This window comes from Rhizobium sp. Root483D2 (assembly GCF_001426685.1).
Taxonomy (GTDB): domain Bacteria; phylum Pseudomonadota; class Alphaproteobacteria; order Rhizobiales; family Rhizobiaceae; genus Pararhizobium; species Pararhizobium qamdonense.
Genome location: NZ_LMFB01000041.1, coordinates 54,946 through 72,320, shown reverse-complemented (window position 1 = coordinate 72,320; position 17,375 = coordinate 54,946). Strand labels below are relative to the sequence as shown.

At 60.3% G+C, this 17,375-nt stretch carries 17 protein-coding genes; 8 read left to right on the top strand and 9 right to left on the bottom strand.

All coding sequences use genetic code 11. From position 1 onward, the window contains the following. Window positions 1-14 precede the first annotated feature (14 nt). The 3 genes from ASD32_RS25165 (at window position 15) to ASD32_RS25155 (ending at window position 2,668) form a co-directional block, all read left to right on the top strand. Window positions 15-239, top strand: coding sequence for a DUF1289 domain-containing protein (locus ASD32_RS25165; RefSeq protein WP_060640775.1), 225 nt, complete (start codon window positions 15-17; stop codon window positions 237-239). Further along, window positions 236-940 carry a TIGR02281 family clan AA aspartic protease gene (locus ASD32_RS25160; protein WP_060640774.1) on the top strand — a complete coding sequence of 235 codons (705 nt, stop codon included), beginning with the start codon at window positions 236-238 and terminating at the stop codon, window positions 938-940. The genes ASD32_RS25165 and ASD32_RS25160 overlap by 4 nt, the downstream gene beginning before the upstream one ends. A gap of 588 nt (window positions 941-1,528) precedes the next feature. Then, window positions 1,529-2,668: a glycosyltransferase gene (locus ASD32_RS25155; protein WP_060640773.1), complete on the top strand. Its 1,140-nt coding sequence runs from the start codon at window positions 1,529-1,531 to the stop codon at window positions 2,666-2,668. Between the two features lie 112 nt (window positions 2,669-2,780). Here ASD32_RS25155 and ASD32_RS25150 read toward each other — a convergent pair whose 3' ends face one another. Both ASD32_RS25150 and ASD32_RS25145 read right to left on the bottom strand, forming a co-directional pair. Continuing rightward, window positions 2,781-3,542 (bottom strand): ABC transporter permease, encoded by a 762-nt coding sequence (locus ASD32_RS25150; RefSeq protein ID WP_060640772.1) that lies wholly within the window; start codon window positions 3,540-3,542, stop codon window positions 2,781-2,783. Continuing rightward, a complete protein-coding gene (locus tag ASD32_RS25145; RefSeq protein WP_060640771.1) occupies window positions 3,539-4,465 on the bottom strand; it encodes an ABC transporter ATP-binding protein in 927 nt (308 codons plus the stop codon). The genes ASD32_RS25150 and ASD32_RS25145 overlap by 4 nt, the downstream gene beginning before the upstream one ends. A 428-nt stretch (window positions 4,466-4,893) precedes the next feature. Here ASD32_RS25145 and ASD32_RS25140 point away from each other — a divergent pair, with 428 nt between their 5' ends. Then, complete coding sequence (locus ASD32_RS25140) at window positions 4,894-5,154, top strand: ribbon-helix-helix domain-containing protein (protein ID WP_060640770.1); 261 nt, start codon at window positions 4,894-4,896, stop codon at window positions 5,152-5,154. Continuing rightward, on the top strand, window positions 5,151-5,495 hold the full coding sequence (locus tag ASD32_RS29230) for a type II toxin-antitoxin system RelE/ParE family toxin (protein WP_082546933.1): 345 nt from the start codon (window positions 5,151-5,153) through the stop codon (window positions 5,493-5,495). The genes ASD32_RS25140 and ASD32_RS29230 overlap by 4 nt, the downstream gene beginning before the upstream one ends. 144 nt (window positions 5,496-5,639) lie before the next feature. Here ASD32_RS29230 and ASD32_RS25130 read toward each other — a convergent pair whose 3' ends face one another. The 7 genes from ASD32_RS25130 to ASD32_RS25100 all read right to left on the bottom strand — a co-directional run bounded on the left by ASD32_RS25130 (window position 5,640) and on the right by ASD32_RS25100 (window position 14,920). Continuing rightward, window positions 5,640-6,923 carry an extensin family protein gene (locus ASD32_RS25130; protein ID WP_060640768.1) on the bottom strand — a complete coding sequence of 428 codons (1,284 nt, stop codon included), beginning with the start codon at window positions 6,921-6,923 and terminating at the stop codon, window positions 5,640-5,642. Between the two features lie 230 nt (window positions 6,924-7,153). Continuing rightward, window positions 7,154-7,555: a VOC family protein gene (locus ASD32_RS25125; RefSeq protein ID WP_060640767.1), complete on the bottom strand. Its 402-nt coding sequence runs from the start codon at window positions 7,553-7,555 to the stop codon at window positions 7,154-7,156. Window positions 7,556-7,704: 149 nt separating this feature from the next. Further along, a complete protein-coding gene (locus ASD32_RS25120; RefSeq protein ID WP_060640993.1) occupies window positions 7,705-8,508 on the bottom strand; it encodes an endonuclease/exonuclease/phosphatase family protein in 804 nt (267 codons plus the stop codon). Between the two features lie 85 nt (window positions 8,509-8,593). Next, the gene (locus ASD32_RS25115) at window positions 8,594-9,010 is read right to left on the bottom strand and encodes a Kazal-type serine protease inhibitor domain-containing protein (RefSeq protein ID WP_060640766.1); all 417 of its coding nucleotides are present in this window, start codon (window positions 9,008-9,010) and stop codon (window positions 8,594-8,596) included. Window positions 9,011-9,226: 216 nt separating this feature from the next. Continuing rightward, window positions 9,227-10,858, bottom strand: coding sequence for a carboxylesterase family protein (locus tag ASD32_RS25110; RefSeq protein ID WP_060640765.1), 1,632 nt, complete (start codon window positions 10,856-10,858; stop codon window positions 9,227-9,229). Window positions 10,859-10,988: 130 nt separating this feature from the next. Beyond that, a complete protein-coding gene (locus tag ASD32_RS25105) occupies window positions 10,989-12,647 on the bottom strand; it encodes a carboxylesterase family protein (RefSeq protein ID WP_156383349.1) in 1,659 nt (552 codons plus the stop codon). 458 nt (window positions 12,648-13,105) lie between these two features. Then, window positions 13,106-14,920, bottom strand: coding sequence for a methyl-accepting chemotaxis protein (locus ASD32_RS25100; protein ID WP_060640763.1), 1,815 nt, complete (start codon window positions 14,918-14,920; stop codon window positions 13,106-13,108). Window positions 14,921-15,120: 200 nt separating this feature from the next. On the opposite strand from ASD32_RS25100, the gene ASD32_RS25095 reads away from it, so the two are divergent. From ASD32_RS25095 to ASD32_RS25085, 3 genes are all read left to right on the top strand, one after another. Continuing rightward, window positions 15,121-15,507 (top strand): acyl-CoA thioesterase, encoded by a 387-nt coding sequence (locus ASD32_RS25095; protein ID WP_060640762.1) that lies wholly within the window; start codon window positions 15,121-15,123, stop codon window positions 15,505-15,507. Window positions 15,508-15,541: 34 nt separating this feature from the next. Next, window positions 15,542-16,129, top strand: coding sequence for a hypothetical protein (locus tag ASD32_RS25090; RefSeq protein ID WP_060640761.1), 588 nt, complete (start codon window positions 15,542-15,544; stop codon window positions 16,127-16,129). A 157-nt stretch (window positions 16,130-16,286) separates the two neighbouring features. Further along, window positions 16,287-17,255, top strand: coding sequence for an aliphatic sulfonate ABC transporter substrate-binding protein (locus tag ASD32_RS25085; RefSeq protein WP_060640760.1), 969 nt, complete (start codon window positions 16,287-16,289; stop codon window positions 17,253-17,255). Window positions 17,256-17,375 lie beyond the last annotated feature (120 nt).

The window sequence follows — 17,375 nt, the reverse complement described above, 5'->3', positions numbered from 1 at the left end:
GATCACCGCACCTGATGGAAACACCCTGCATTCTCGTCTGTTCGATCGACATGAAAACCGGATATTGCTTCGGTTGCGGCCGCACGCGCGATGAGATCGGCGGCTGGACGCTCTATACGCCGCAAGAGCGCCGCGACATCATGGAGAGCCTCGGCGCCCGGCTGGAGACGCTGGAGCGCAAGCCGCGCCGCGAAACGCGCCGGACCCGCATGGCACGCGAAAGGGTCACCGGCGAATGACGAGACTGACCATTGTTCTGGGCATCCTTGCCGTCGGCCTCGTCTTTCTCATTCTCAACCACGACAGCGGCCGCACATTCGGCATCATGAACGACGATTTCGGCCGCCTGGTCACGCTCGGCGCCATCGCCACGATGTTTGCCACCGGCATCGTGCAAAGCCGCCGCCACAATATCGGCGAGACGCTGCGCCAGTTCGGCGTCTGGGTGCTGATCATCCTCGTTCTCGTCTCTGCCTATCTCTACCGCACCGACCTGCAATCCTTCGGCAACCGCCTGGTCGCCGGCCTTATTCCCGGCCGCGCCGCCGTCTTCACCGATAATGAGGGCATCCAGGAGGTCGTGCTGCACAAGGTGCTGAACGGCCATTTCGAAACACCGGTCACGGTCAATGGCGAAACCGTCCAGATGCTGGTCGATACCGGCGCCAGCCGCGTGGCGCTCTCCTACGAGGATGCCCAGACGCTGGGCCTCAACCCCGCCGGCCTCGCTTTCACCCAACGGGTCTCCACCGCCAACGGCGAAGCCCGCGCCGCCCCCATAACCCTCGCCGAAGTCGCCATCGGCCCGATCGTGCGCAACAACATCCAGGCCATGGTCACCGAGGAAGGCAAACTCGACCAGAGCCTGCTCGGAATGAGTTTTCTGTCGACACTCGATTTCCTGCAAATGCAGACGGATGAGTTGCGCCTGCGGGATTAACGGCCCTCCCTCTCACCTCGCGGGAGAGGACGCAAAATCAACATCTTAGCTTCAGCTAAGTGTTAGATTTTGCTGGTGAGGGGCTCGCTTCGTTTCCCAGCCCTACCCCTCTCTTGCAATTTCTAGCACTTAGCTAAAGCTAAGCTGCTGAAATTGCTTTCTCCCCCGCAAAGGGGGAGACAAGTCCGCCCTCCCTCTCCCCTTGCGGGAGAGGACGTAAAATCAACATCTTAGCTTCAGCTAAGTGTTAGATTTTGCTGGTGAAGGGCTCACTTCATTTCCCAGTCCTACCCCCTCTCTTGCAATTTCTAGCACTTAGCTAAAGCTAAGATGCTGAAATTGCTTTCTCCCCCGCAAAGGGGGAGACAAGTCCGCCCTCCCTCTCCCCTCGTGGGAGAGGACGCAAAATCAACATCTTAGCCTTAGCTAAGTGTTAGATTTTGCTGGTGAGGGGCTCGCTTCGTTCCCAGCGGCGCGCCTCTTTAAAGCACCGCCTGTCATCCGCGCGTCATATGACAATGATGTTGCTGGACAGCTCAGCTGCTGCGGATTCGTCAAGAAGCAGCTGTGCGAGCAAGGGGACTGTGTATGATCATCGCATTGGCCGCTGCGGCCGCAATCCTCATCCTGGTCAATGTCGTCAGCATCATCATCGCCGGCTGGCGAATGGCGCCAAGCGGGGAGCCGGCTCCGCCAGTCCAGAAGCGGCCGCCGGTCTCGATCGTCGTGCCCGCCCGCGGCATAGAAGCATTCACGCCCGAAACGCTCGCGCGCGCCTTTTCGCTTGATTGGCCCGATTACGAGCTGATCTTTTGCGTCGCCAATCCGCGCGATCCTGTCATCGGCGAGATACGCCGGGCGATGGCCGCCAATCCCGGTATTCCCACGCGCATCCTGACCGGCGACGACCGGATCAGTGCCAATCCAAAACTCAACAACTGCGTGAAAGGCTGGAAAGCCGCCCGGCACGACTGGGTGATCCTTGCCGATTCCAACGTGCTTATGCCGAAGGACTACGTGGCTCACCTGATGGCGGGTTGGCGCAAGAACACAGGTGTGGTGTGCTCGACGCCGATCGGATCACGGCCGGACGGTTTCTGGGCCGAGGTCGAATGCATGTTCCTGAACACGCATCAGGCCCGCTGGCAATATACCGGCGAAGCGATCGGGCTCGGATTTGCACAGGGAAAGAGCATGTTGTGGTTCAAACCTCTCCTTGACTCAAATAACGGCATTGAAGCGCTCGCCGCCGAGATTGCCGAGGATGCCGCCGCAACCAAGCTGGTCAATCGTCTCGGGTTGAAGGTCCATCTTGTATCCTCCCCCTTCGACCAGCCGCTCGGCAGCCGCACCCGCCATGACATATGGTCGCGCCAGGCACGATGGGCACGCCTGCGCCGCGTCACCTTTCCGCAGTTCTTCGCACCGGAAATTCTGCTCGGCGCGCTGCCGCCCCTCCTCCTTGCAATCGCCGCAGCTCATCTCGCAGGCGTCAATATCTTTGCCGTCGCCTTAGCCGTCGCCGCTGCGATCTACTTGCCGGAACTGGCCCTTGGCCTGGCCAAGGGCTGGCGCGTATCGCTCCTCTCCCTGCCCGCCATCCTCGTTCGCGACATCATGCTACCGCTGGTCTGGATCCGGAGCTGGGGCAGCGGCGCCTTCGTCTGGCGCGGTAACGCCATGACGATCGACACGAAGGCCTGTGAACTGGAAGAAGTGGTGCAGTGAGCGGATAGTGAGTAGTGAGTAGTGAGTAGTGAGTAGTGAGTAGTGGGTAGTCCTATTCACTATTCACTATTCACTATTCACTATTCACTATTCCCTATTCACTATTCTCTACTCAGTTTCGCAGCCGGTATCCTGTCTTGAAGATCCACGTCAGCAGCCCCATCAGCACCGCCAGAAACACGATGATGATCGCAAAGCTGACCACCGGGTTGACGTCGGCGATCTCGAAGAAGCTCCAGCGGAAGCCGCTGATGAGATAGAGCACCGGATTGAAATGGCTGACCGCCTGCCAGAACGGCGGCAGCATGTTGACCGAATAGAAACTGCCGCCCAGGAAGACCAGCGGCGGGATGACCAGCATCGGGATGAGGTTCAGCTGCTCGAAATCCTTGGCCCAGATGCCGATGATGAAGCCGAACAGGCTGAAGGTCACGGCCGTCAGCACGAAGAACAGCAGCATCACGAGCGGATGGGCGATCGACAGATCGACGAACAGCGAGGCCGTTCCGAGGATGATGAGGCCGATCATCATGCCCTTGGTCGCCGCCGCCCCGACATAGCCAAGCACGATCTCCGTCATCGAGACCGGCGACGACAGCAGCTCATAGATCGTGCCCGTGAATTTCGGGAAATAGATGCCGAAGGAGCCGTTGCCGATGCACTGCGTCAGCAAGGTCAGCATGATCAGGCCGGGTGTGATGAAGGCGCCGTAGGAGACGCCGTCGATTTCCTGGATGCGCGATCCGACGGCCGCGCCAAAGACGATGAAATAGAGCGAGGTCGAGATGACCGGCGAAACGACGCTTTGCAACAGCGTGCGGCGCGTACGCGCCATCTCGAAGAAATAGATCGACTTGACCGCTTCGAGGTTCATGCTTTTGCTCCCACCAGTTCGACGAAAATATCCTCGAGCGAACTCTGCCGTGTCGAGATGTCCTTCAGCCGGATGCCAGCCTCCGCCAGCGCCGTCAACAGCGTGGTGATGCCGGTTCGCTCGCCGGACGTATCATAGTCATAGATCAGGCTCTGGCCGTCGTCCTCGATCGTCAGGTCGTAGGATGACAGCGTTTCGGGAATAGCCAGAAGCTTCTCCTGCAGGTCGATCCGCAGCTGCTTGCGGCCGAGCTTTTTCATCAGCTCCTTCTTCTGTTCGATCAGAAGGATCTTGCCGCCATTGATGACGCCGACGCGATCGGCGATCTCCTCGGCCTCCTCGATATAATGGGTGGTCAGGATGATGGTGACGCCGGTTTCCCGCAGCTTCTCCACCACCTTCCACATGTCCTTGCGCAGGTTGACATCTACCCCGGCGGTCGGCTCATCCAGAAAGAGCACGCGCGGCTCGTGCGACAGGGCCTTGGCAATCAGCACCCGGCGCTTCATGCCGCCGGATAGCTCGCGCAGCATGCTGTCCTTCTTGTCGTACAGCGACAGGTCTTTCAGCACCTTCTCGATATGGGCCGGGTCCGGCTTCTTGCCGTGCAGCCCGCGCGAAAACGATACCGTGTTCCACACCGTCTCGAACTGGTCTGTGGTCAGCTCCTGCGGCACCAGGCCTATCATCGAGCGGGTGGCGCGGAAATCCTTGACGACATCGTGGCCGCCGACCAGCACCGTGCCGCCGCTCGGATTGACGATACCGCAGATGATCGAGATGAGCGTCGTTTTGCCGGCGCCGTTCGGCCCCAGCAGCGCCAGAATTTCGCCCTCCTCGATATCGAGACTGACATCCTTCAGCGCCTGAAAGCCGGACGCATAGGTCTTCACCAGATTGGAAACGGAAACGATGGGCGCCATGAAATATGTTCCGGGGAAAAGGAGGCGGAAAGAGATGCTCTATATGGGGCGTTCTTTCGAAAATTTCAGCTGCTAAATCAAGAAAAGACGAAAACACATCGCCAAGACCATCCGCAACGCCGCAACCGCCTGTTCCCTTTGGTTTCAGAAACCGCGTTTTTTCCGCTTGAGCCCGTCTGTCATCAAACGGTGACGCACCGGCGTCATGGTCGCGCCATGAGACTAAGACGACTCACGTGATTTGCAAGAACCTCCGGCAGTCCCCCTTTCGGAAAGGTTCATTTAGGCCGGTTTTCACCGGCCATTTTTTTTGCGCGCGGCTGATCGAAATGTGGCCGCCCGGCCCGCTTCACTGCCTGCCTATTTATCATAATTTGCACGGCAGAATGGTTTGTCTTACATTGTCTTACACAGCCAAGGAGATGGTCATGCCGCATGCGAGTACCTCAGAATCGGTCACCCTTCGAATACCCTCGGATATCGTGTCGGACATCGAAACCATTGCCGAAGCGACGGAGCGCTCTAGGAGCTACATCATCGTCCGGGCGCTCAGAACCTATCTCATGAACGAGGGTTCCGGCATCTTGGCCGCCATCAAGGGTCGTGACCAAATTCTCAACGGCGAACACGAAGACATGGATGACGTCCTTGCCGATATCGATCGGATCGTTTCCGGCAAGGTGGCATGACACCCGTCAGGCTTTCAAAAGACGCTGCGAACTACGTCCGGCAGGAAGCGGACTACTTGCGCCGGCGAAACACTGCTGCCGCGAGAAACTTCGCACTCGCAATGAAAAAAGCTCGGGAAACACTTCAAAACTTTCCTCAATCGGGAAACAGAATGCACGGTCTTGGGATCGCCGGCAGCCTGACCTTGGTCGTCGGCGATTATCTTCTCGATTATGTCTATGATGGTTTCCGCGTTGACGTGATCCTCATCCGGCATGGACGAATGCTGACACCCGCCCCGGAGATTGAATTGGAAGAGGATCAGGAAAGAGCGCCCGCAGACACCAAATCCTCCGTCTGAAAACCGGAATTGGGCGGCCTTTCAGCCTCTCGCCGCATTCGTTCCCCTCGGGAAATCTTCGATTCGTGGCCACGCGCCACCAAATCTTACCGCGCGGCACGGCATGCAGGCCACCCAGCCGCAGCGACCTACGGGCACCTCACCTCAGTCGCAATGCCGGTATCCGGACTTGCGCTCTCTCAGGTCGAAATGGAAATGGTCCTTGTGCTGCGGATCGCTGCCGGGGCCGAGCACCGTGTTGAAATATTTGCAGCTGTCGCTGCGCACCGCCTTCAACAACCCCTTTTCGCGGAAGGCGAAGAAGCCGGGCTTGCGCACGTCAATTTCCTTGCCGGAATTCAGCACGAACTTGCCGACATCGATGGCGTTGCCATGGGCATGTTCCGACATCGGATTGCCGCGCTTGGAATTCATCGTCCGGCAGGAATAGCCCCCAAGCGGCTTGATCGTCTTGATGCCGGACAGGTAGCGGTAGCGGGCCGAGGGTGCGAGTTCGTTCTTCACCCATTTGGCAAAGGCTTCCGTCACCTCGCAATTGAGCTTAACGGCGGGCTTGACGTCGATGCCGCCGGAAAGGCCGGTCAGCTGGATCGGGTAGTCGATGCCACAGGATTTTCCGTTGGAAATGCGGGGAATATCGGTGAATTCCACCCGCAATTTCTTCAGCCGTTGGCGGCAGGCCACTTCGGAGGCCGGCATGCGCCCGGTGAAATCAGGCTCGGATTCCAGCGGATTGCCCGCACGCGGCAGGAACGCCACCTGCTGCTCCTGCTGAACTTGGTTCTTGCGCAGCATCACGCGCTGCTGCTGGTCCAGAAACTGCGCCTTGCGCGCCTCCTCAGCCGCCTGCTTTTCAGCGCTGAGCGGCGGCAGGTCGGGGTCATAGCTCGGATCGGCGGAAGCCACCTGCATGGCCTGTGACCCGCCAAGCTGTTCGACGCTGTCGCCGCCAATCCCGCCAACCACCGGCTGGCTGGCATTGCCCTCGGCAATCTCATTGCCGCGGCCGTAATCGCGGTTCTGTTCCTCGGCTAGGCCGACAACCTGCGTCGATCCGGTTTCAACGCCCATCATCGCGTCCATGTTGACGCCTTCAGACGGCACCGTCATCGGCTGTCCACCGGCCAGCGGCTGTTGCGTGGGTTCACTGTCGATCATCGGCAGGCGCCGGTTGCCCCCCTGCAGCCCCGGATCGGCCGGGACCGCATCGTCGGAATTTTCAGAAAACGTCGCAACCGGTGTCTGAGCTGCCGGATAGGGATTTTCGCGCGAACCGCGCGCATGACCGTTCACCGGCTTGATGGCACTCACCCGTGCCGACGAATCGACCCGCCCAGGCGGCGTCAGATCGTCCGTCGAACAAGTGGTCAGCGATAACGACAGCAAAAACACCGCCACCGGCCGCCGGAAAAGGGAAACATACGCCATACTCACTTGCCGCCTCTACCGATGAGGATGCACCAGAATGCACCATCGCGCCGCCCCATTCCCGCCTGGCCCACAAGAACAACCTGCGGTCCGCCTGTGTCGAAAGGCGGGCGCCGGGCGGGAATGGCCGTCACTGAAACGGATTTTAAGCAAACATGGTAAACGAAGGCTTTCGCTGCCGTCACCGGAAATGGGTGACGGCAGCAGACGGCGGGTTGGAGGCTCCGTGCTCAGACTGCGCCCATGTCCATCCACATCAATTCGAGGATGTGGCCGTCGGGATCTGCGACCGCACGGTTATACATGAAGCCGCTGTCCTGGCGCTCGCGAATGTCGGCCTTGCCGCCCGCAGCCGCCGCCGCGTCAGCCAATCTGTCCACCTCCTGCCGGCTGTCGATCGACAAGGCGAGCAGCACCTCCGTCGTCGCATGCGCGTCGGCAATCGCCTTCGGCGTATAGGTTGCGAAATAGTCGGGGGTCGCCAGCTGGAACGTAATCGTCTCCGACCACACCATGCTGGCCGAACTGTTGTCGCTGAACTGCTCATTCTTCTGGCATCCGATCGCCTGATAGAAGCGGATCGCAGCCGCCAGATCGCGCACCGGCAGATTGACAAAAATCATCTTGGGCATTGCCTGTCTCCTTGAGGGTCCATGTGTTGTACGGGCTTACGGCCCGTATCATCACGACGAACGGCCCTGCTGCGGATCGACACGGCAACGGAAAAAATTTGACAACCGGGTCCCTCACACGATGATTGCTGCCCCGCGTTCGGCTTTCCCTAACGCATCTCCAGAAGCAGAGCGCGATGATCGGACACCTCCGGCTTGGGCACCGCATCAAAGGCGATCACTTCAATATCCGGCGTGACCAGCAGGTAATCGGCAAAACGCCCCGGCTTTTCATAGTAGGACGTGCGGGTATCGGCATGCCCGCGCGACGTGATCAGATCCGTCAGGCCGAGCGCCGCAAGTTCGGAAAACATCCGGCTGTCCGGCAGCACGTTGAAATCGCCACAGACCACCAGCCGCTCATCTGCACTCCATACCCGCCCGATCAGTTCGATCAGCGCCTGCGTCTGGGCATCGCGCGCCGGCGTATCGCCCTTGCCCGCAACCTCTCTTAAGCCATGCATCTGCGCGACGGTGAACGCAAACCCGTCCTCATGGTTGAAAAGGCGCAGGCAATGAGCGTTGCGGGCGCGCGGATGCGGCCCCCAGCCATCGGGCGAAAACGTGCCATGCACGAAATCCTGCGCCTGCGCGATCACCGTCAAAGACTTGCGCACAAAGGTCGCCAGCCCGAATTCCGACGGCACCGCCCGCTCGCCATCAAACAGAGGACCCCGCGCCGTCGGTGCGAAGAACCCGTCATGATCCGGCAGAAGCGCCCGGATTTCCTCGAACAGATTGGCCCGTTGCGGCAGTTCGACACCCTGGTCGCGATAGATCAGCCAGTCGGAAGGGGCATCCGGCGTGCGCGCCACCTCCTGCAGGCAGATCACATCCGCATCCACCTCGGCGAGATAAAGCATTAGCGGCGCATGGACCCGCCCGCCCCAGGCATTCAACGAAAGGATGCGCAGCATGCCCAGCTCCAGCCGTCAGCAACAGGAAGAGGACCGGGCAAAACGCCCCACGCGGGCGCATTGTCCGGTCCGCCAATTCAGATCAGCGGCAATCCCCGTTGCCGATCACACGAAACCCTTGCGCCTCAGCCATACAGCCATTCGCAAAGGTCTGCTCGCGCCGTCCCTGGCGGGCGCAGACCGGCGCATATTCGCGCGTGCAGACCTGCGGCCGGTCGCCGCCAAAATCGGGCCTTTGCGGCCGGCACTCGCCCCGGCCGATAACCCGGAACCCTTCCGCCCGCGCCTGGCATTCATTGCCGAAAGTCCGGCTGGTATTGCCGCGCGCGCCGCAAACCGGATCATATTGCATCGTGCACATCTGCGGGGACGAAGGCTGCGGCCGCGGATAGGGCCGCCCGCCGGGCTCATCGACAGCGACGGTGCAGGCACTCAAAACCCCGAGCGAAAGCGCCATCAGCGCGGCAATACGGATCATAACACGTTGAAACGGCGTCATTCGCAGTCCTCCCCTGGCAACAGCACCCAAGCGATAAACGCGGAGCGGCACTGTCGCACTTTAAATCACCCCGCCATTCTCATGGGAAATCCATACGGGTCAACCCGGCAGGCATCTTGACGGCACCGGGGGAGGCTTGGAGCGGCTTAACCTCAAGCCGATCCCAGCGATTTTAACGATAACCGCCCGCCAAAACCCCGGCGGGCGCGAAGCCCATCAGTTCTTCGCGAGATATTCCCAGAACGAACAATTATGAGCGCTGCGGAAGGCGGCCTCGGGAATGAGAACCGCATCGCCGGCACCGCGAATGGACAGGAGCGGCCCGTTTCCAGACGTGTAGGACGTCCATGGTGCCTGACCTTCGACCGCCGGATCACCATTGCGGATGAAAGCACCCCAATAGCGGACCATCTCGCTGGAAAGCTGCCATTCCTGATCGCCGAACGCGTTGGAATTGATCCCGGACGAGGCACGCTTGGGCATCAGATAGGGCAGGTCTGCCGCATGGGCGGCACCCCAGGCGTAGCCATCGACGGCGAACCAGCCCGGTCCCCTGTCATAGGTGAATTCATAGGCGAATGTGGGCACGCGTTCCGCCAGCGCATTGGTGACATTGTTGATGGGGCACGATCCGAGGCCACCCCCCGTCCCGGCAAGGCTCAGGTCTGCAACGAGATAGGTCCCGGTATACCGGCTGACATCCGTCGGCCACGGATAGACGTTCAGCACCGCATCGGCGTCCGTGCCGAAGCGTTCGCGGACAAACTTGACATAGGCGGCCTGGTCATATTGCGGAACGGAGGCTGTGCGCCAGTCGGCCACGAAGCCGCGCGCCTCGTCGCGCTGGGAGCCGATCAGAACCGGAACTTGCGCATGGTCGCCGCTTTGCAGGGCCCTGAAAGGAACGGATGGCAGGAAGGGCGTGCCGTGAGATGGCAGAAAAGGCGGTATGCCGGCGACCGCGGGCCGCGATTGCGCATCACCCCGCCCGCTCATGACCGTCTTCGCATCCAATACCTGCGCGACCGGCGTCCGGCGCAGGCAGGCAAGGATCGCATCATCGGTGCCCGTACAATTGAGTTCGGTAGCCAGCGCGACGCCGGCGTCTTCGGCCGTCGCGATCGGGATGGATTCGCAAAGCGTGCTCTGCATGATGGCTCCGGCAAACAACCCCTTTGATCCGGGGACTGCGAGTTGCACGCAGACGGATCCTGCACCCGCCGACTCACCGGCAATCGTGACGGCCTTGGGATTGCCGCCAAAACTGGCTGCATTGTCCTGAACCCAGCGCAGGGCCGCCTGCTGATCCATGAAGCCATAGTTTCCAGACTGCCCGGCGGACGCGCTCAGCGCCGGATGGGCCATAAAACCGAGGCTGCCGAGCCGGTAGTTGATCGCAATGCCGATGATCCTGTTGTCGCGCACGAGCTTTTCAAGATTCTCGACATTACCGCTGCCTCCACGCCATCCACCACCATGGATGTAAACCAATACCGGAAGGTTGGCATCGGCAGCTGTTCCGGCGGGCCGCTGCACGTTCAAATACAGGCAATCCTCATTTTCGACTCGCACGGATTCGAGACCGTCTCGCTGCGCGCAGTTCGAACCGAATTCCACCGCCGGCCGGACACCTTGCCAGCTTTTCGCCGGTGCAGGCGCCGCCCATCTCAAGTCTCCAACGGGCGGCGCGGCATAGGGTATGCCATAGAAATTCTCGACACCGTCGACGACCTCTCCCTGAACTGCACCCAGACGGGTCTGCACCACCTCGGTTAATCCCTGCGCAACCGCCGACCCGAGCGGCGAGACGATTCCCGCCAAAACAGCCAAGCCGAAAAATTTCCTCATCCTCATTCCTCCTCCATGACAATCTGCGCCTGCCGAAATTCAAGCCTCGCGCCGGTCACCGGTGCTGTCGCCATTACGCATTCGCTGAACGTGCCCGCCGCAAAACCGGCGGGCACGTCCGTGACCCGGATTATTTAGTCGCGAGATAGGCGCTGAACTCACAATTGTAGGAGCTGCGCAGCGCGGCCATGGGAATAGGCACCGCATCGGCCGGACCGCGGATCGACAGGATCGGTCCGCTTCCGGCCGTATAGGCCGGCCATGCCACCTGACCTTCGACGGCCGGATTGCCATTCTTGATGAAAGCGCCCCAATAGCGGACCATCTCGTCTGAGATTTGCCGTTCGGCCGGGCCGAATTCGTTGGAATTGACGCCGGGGGAAGGACGCTTCGGCATCAGATAGGCCAGGTCCGTTGCATGGCTCGCGCCCCAGACATAGCCCTCAACCGGGAACCAGCCCGGTCCACTCTGGTGGCTGAACAGGTAAGCGAAGGTGGGGGCATGCTTGGCAAACACATTGGTCATGTCGTTTGTGGCACATTGTCCGAGGCCCGTGGCCGTGTTGGCATAGCGCAGCGAGGCGACGAGATAGGTCCCGGTGTAGCGCGTGGCGTCCGAAGGCCAGGGCCAGACGTTCAGCACGGCGTCGGCGTCCTCGCCGAAACGGTCGCGGACAAACTTGATATAACCCTCCCGGTCATATTCCGGGATATGTTTCTTCCGCCAGTCGATGATCATGCTGCGCCCTTCGTCGCTCTGGGAGCCGACCAGGACCGGAACTTTGGTAAAGTCGCCATTTTGAAGGGCCACCAAAGGATCCGTTGGCAGGAAAGCGGTGCCGGTTGCCCGTTCCGTGGTCACTGTTTTTGCAGCGAGGAGTTCAGCGACCGGCTTGGCGCGCAGACAAGCAAGGATCTCGTCATTGCTCCCGGTGCAATTCAGTTCGGCGGCCAGCTTTTCGCCGGTCTGTTCGGCTTTGCCCACCGGCGGTGAACCACCACATCTGGAGCTCTGCAAAATTACTTTTGAAAACAGCCCCTTCGACCCGGGCGTTACCATTTGCACACAGACGCTGTTGCCCCCTGCCGACTCGCCGGCAATCGTGACGGCTTTGGGATCGCCGCCAAAGCTGGCCGCATTCTCCTGCACCCAGCGCAAGGCCGCCTGCTGATCCATGAAAGCATAGTTTCCAGACTCGCCGGCGGCCGCAGTCAGTGCCGGATGAGCCAGGAAGCCGAGGCTGCCAAGACGGTAATTGATCGCAATGCCGACAATATTGTTGTCGCGAACGAGCTTTTCGAGGTTCTCGACATTGGCACTACCGTTGAAAAACCCGCCACCATGAATGTAAACCAGCACCGGAAGGTTGGCTTTCGCAGCCGTTCCTGCCGGACGCTGCACATTCAGGTATAGGCAATCCTCATTTTCCGATCGCGGCGCATCAAGGCCGTCCCGCTGCGAGCAGCTCGGTGCGAAATCGGTCGCCGGGCGGACGCCCTCCCAGCGTTTCGCCGCTTGCGGTGGCGCCCATCGCAATTCTCCCACGGGAGGCGCGGCAAAGGGTATACCATAGAAATTCTCGACGCCGTCAACAACCTCCCCCTGGACGGCACCCAGGCTGGTCTGCACGATTTCAGTTGTATCTTGCGCAATCGCTGATCCCAGGGGAAAAATAAACCCTGCCAAAACAGTCAGGCTTGCAAATATCCTCATTTTAACTCCTCCTCCATTAATATAAATCCGCAGCGCATAAATATAGAATTGCGACGCAGCGCCTTTGTCCGCCAAATTTGCGAAGGCAATACATAACGCATTCAGCTCAGCCGACGGCTAAGCTTCTCTCCAAATCAATTCTGTTGAAATCGCCTCCCAGCGCTGCAACCATAAATGGCCTCAAGAACGCTACAACTCTTATCGGAATAATACAACCAAATAGTTGTAAAAAAATTCTATTTCTTGTTGCTGCAGCGCACCCTTCCCGTACGTCCGCTGCCAGCATATTCGGCTGCAGCAATGGCGTGTTCTGCAGAACGGCAACGTGCAGCTCAGGGGAAAGGTCGCACCAGAGACAGTCACGAAGCTGGCAAGGTCAGTTGCAGACGCGCTGCTTCAGGCAATGCAATAGGTTGGGAAGACAGGATATTGCAGCACTCACCATTCCCTCGAAAACCCAACCCATCACACACAAGAAAAAGCCCGCGTCTTGTCGAACGCGGGCAATTGGCATTTCCGTCTTTTGGATGCGATCAGGCCGCGCGGCTGTAGTTCGCATGCCGGTTGCCGGCGGTCAGGCGGAAGGTCTGCAGCAGGCTTTTCAGCTCGCGGCTCTCCTGTGCCAGGGTCTGGCTGGCCGCCGTCGTCTCCTCGACCATGGCCGCATTCTGCTGCGTCATCTGGTCCATGCTGTTGACGGCGGTGTTGACCTCGGCAAGCCCCGTCGCTTGTTCGCGGGCAGCCGTGGCGATCGAGGCTACGTGTTCGTTCACCCGGTTGACCAGCTTTTCGATTTCCGTCAGCGCCTCGCCGGTCGAGCGCACCAGCGTCACCCCGGTTTCGACTTCGGTGGCCGAGTTGCGGATCAGCTCCTTGATCTCCTTGGCGGCACCGGCTGACCGCTGCGCCAGTTCACGCACTTCCTGCGCAACGACGGCAAAACCGCGCCCTGCTTCGCCCGCACGCGCCGCCTCGACACCGGCATTCAGCGCCAAAAGATTGGTCTGGAAGGCGATCTCGTCGATGACGCCGATGATCTGGCTGATTTTCGTGGAGGAACCTTCGATCCTGGTCATCGCGGCAATGGCGTTGCGGACGATATCGCCGGATTTGGCAGCGCTGCCCTTGGTCTCATCGACCATTTCGCGGGCTTCGGCCGCGCGGTCGGATGCGCTTCTGACGGTTGAGGTGATCTCGTCGAGTGCCGCCGCTGTCTCTTCGAGTGCGGCCGCCTGCTGCTCGGTGCGGCGCGACAGGTTGTTGGCCGCTTCGGAAATGTCACCGGCGCTGCCATAGACCACCTCGGTCGAATGCGCGATCGATTGGATGACGCCGCGCAGGGCGCCAACGGCCGTGTTGAAATCATCGCGCAGCTTGGAATATTCCGGTGCGATCGTGGCGATCTCGGCCGTCAGGTCGCCGCTGGCCAATTTCTCCAGCGCACTGCCGATCGCCCCCATGGCATCGGCCTGCGTCTGCGCGTCCGATTGGGCGCGGTGTTCGTTGCTGCGCCGCTCGGCATCGAGCTGGCTCTGCTGCTCGGCCTCGCGCTGCCGCAGCCCGATGCGCTCCTTGACGGAATCGCGCAGCACCACGAGAACACCGGCCATCTGGCCGATCTCGTCCTTACGCCCGGTTTCCGGAACGGCAGACGACACGTCCTCATCGGCAATCGCCCGCATCGAAGCCTTCAGCCGCTCGATCGGACCGACGACGCTACGCACGATGGAGAAAGCCGCAAGCAGAATGACCAGCGCGGCGAATGCGCAGATGACGGCGACCTGGATCAGGCCTTCGGTAAACATGGCGGCCAGGTCGTCGGCATAGACGCCGGTGCCGACGATCCAGCCCCAGGGCGCAAATCCTGCCACATGCGAATATTTCAACACCGGCTCCTCGGCGCCGGGCTTCGGCCAATAATAATCGACGAACCCCTTGCCCTCGGCGGCAACCTTTTTGGCAAACTCGACGAAGATGCGCTTGCCGGTCGGATCCTTGTTCTCCGTCTGGTCGGTGCCATCAAGGGCCGGCTTGATCGGATGCATGATCATCATGCTCTTCATGTCGGTGATGAAGAAGTAGCCGCTATCTTGATAGCGCATCGCCTGGATCGCCTCGATGGCGCGCGCCTGCGCGTCCTTTTGGGTGAGCGTTCCGGCCTGTTCCTGCTTGTAATAGGCATTGAACACCGTCACCGCGTTCTCGTTCATCGCCTCCAGCATGGCCTTGCGCTGCGCCACCAGCTTGTCCTGTTCCTGGAACAGCCCCAGCGTCATCACGGCCGCCATCATCAAAAGCGCCAGCCCCACCAGCGCATACAGGCGCACGGAAATACGGAAATGTTTCATACAGCCAATCCCCCTTAGATTTATGGCCGCACGATACCGTCTGGAATTTTCGAACTTCCTAACAGGATACCCCTAAAATTGAGGATAGCCGGTTTACCCTTTGTTCATTCCGGAGTTCTGAAGCACAAGGCCGGGATATTTGCTACGGGGGTCTTTTCCGATCGCGGCTCCTCAGGTTACATCGCATCAAACGGAGAGCGATGACCATGGCCAAACCGAACGGCGACCTCACCCTGCGCACGCTGGCCATGCCGGCCGATGCCAATGCCGCCGGCGATATTTTCGGCGGCTGGGTGATGGCGCAGATGGATCTGTCCTGCGGCATCCGCGCCGCCGAGCGCGCCCGCGGCCGCGTCGTCACCGCCGCCGTCAAGGAAATGGCCTTCGAAATGCCGGTCAAGATCGGCGATACGCTGTGCATCTACACCGATGTCGTCAAGGTCGGGCGCACCTCGATGACGCTGAAGGTCGAGGTCTGGGCGCAGCGCTATCTTTCCGACCGGATGGACAAGGTCACCGATGCGCTGTTCGTCATGGTGGCGCTCGACGAGACCGGCCATCCGAAACCGGTGCCGCCCGAGGCCTGATCTTGAAAGCCCGGCACTCATAAAGGTCCAAGCCATGGACCAGCCCGTCGATCCGCAGATTTTCTCGCATATTCGCGTCGTCATGGGCATGGTCATCAGCCTCTCGATGGCCCGGCTGCTCACCGGCCTTGCATTGTTCGTCCAGCATCCCGGCAAGACCAGGATCTACTGGCTGCACCTTGGCTGGGTGCTCTTCATGTTCCTGTTCCTAATCTATTTCTGGTGGTGGGAGTACCGGCTGCATTCGGTGCCGGTGATCGATTTCAGCGTCTATCTCTTCGTCATTTCCTATTGCTGCATCTTCTTTTTCCTCTGCGTCCTCCTGTTTCCCACTTCGATGGAGGATTACAGCGGCTATGAGCATTATTTCATGTCGCGCCGCGCCTGGTTCTTCGGCTTTTTGGCGCTCGCCTATGCCGTCGATCTCATCGACACCGCCGTCAAGGGCAAGCAGTATTTCCTGTCCTACGGCGTGGAATACCCGCTGCGAAACGCCGTCTATATCCTGCTCTGCATCATCGCGGCCCTGACCGCCAACCGCCGTTTTCACGCCGCCTTCCTGATTGCCGGGCTCACCTATCAAGTCGTCTGGATTTTCCGCGCCTTCGATTTGCTGGACTGAGCGGCGGAAAAATCCCCCAATGTCCTGCGCTCACGGAAAAGCGTTTCGCTGCGCGTCCAATCTACAAAATAAATAAACTCTATAAGCACGCTAGATTTCACTAGCATGATCCCACATCACGCGGAGAAGCGTCTCCGCCAACGACTAAGAGGGATCGATGCTCACACTGACAAGACGCCTGTTCGGCGCCGGCCTTGTTGCCGCCAGCCTGCTTTCCGCCACCGGCCTGTCTGCAACAGCCGCGTTCGCCGCCGAACTGACCGAATTCAAGATCGGCTATCAGAAGACCGGCCTGCCGGTCATCGCCCGCCAGCAGCAGATCATCGAAAAGGCACTTGAACCGAAGGGGATCACCGTCTCCTGGGTCGAATTCACCGCCGGTCCGCCTTTGGTCGAGGCCTTAAATGTCGGCTCGATCAATGTCGGCTGGACCGGCGATGCGCCGCCGATCTTCGGCCAGGCCGCAGGCTCCGCCATCACCTATGTCGCCGCCCTTCCTGCAAATGGCGCCGGTGAAGCGATTTTCGTCAAGCCGGACTCGCCGATCCAGTCTCTCGCCGATCTGAAGGGCAAGAAAATCGGCGTCGGCAAGGGCACTTCGGCCCATAATCTCGTCGTCGCAGCGCTCGAAAAGGCCGGCATCGAATTCAAGGACGTCACTCCGGTCTATCTGAGCCCCGCCGATGCGGCGGCCGCCTTTGCCAGCGACAAGATCGATGCCTGGGCCGTCTGGGATCCCTTCTTCGCCATCGCCGAAACCCGCTACAAGCCGCGCGTTCTGACGACGTCGGCGCAGGCGCTGGATGTCAAAACCTATTTCCTGGCCAATCGCGACTTCGCCAAGGACCATCCCGAAACGGTCACCACCACCATCGCCGCCCTGAAGGAAGCCGCAGTCTGGGCGGATGCCAACCGCGACAAGGTGGCCGAAGCCCTGCACGAGGTCACCGGCGTGCCGCTCGAAGCCCAGACGATCGCCGCCAACCGCACCAAGTTCGGCATCGAGCCGATCACCCCGCAGATCGTCGCCAGCCAGCAGCAGACTGCCGACCGCTTCTTCAAGCTCGGCCTGATCCCCAAGCAGATCACCATCGCCGATGCCGTCTGGACGGCACCGTCGAACTGATTTCCTCCCAGGAAATGCGGCAGCGTGCCGGCCGATCCGGGCCGGCACGCAAGAGAACGTTCCAGCGCGCATCCGCTGCGGTCTTGCGATGAACAATCAGACAGGGTGTTTTCGCGTTTG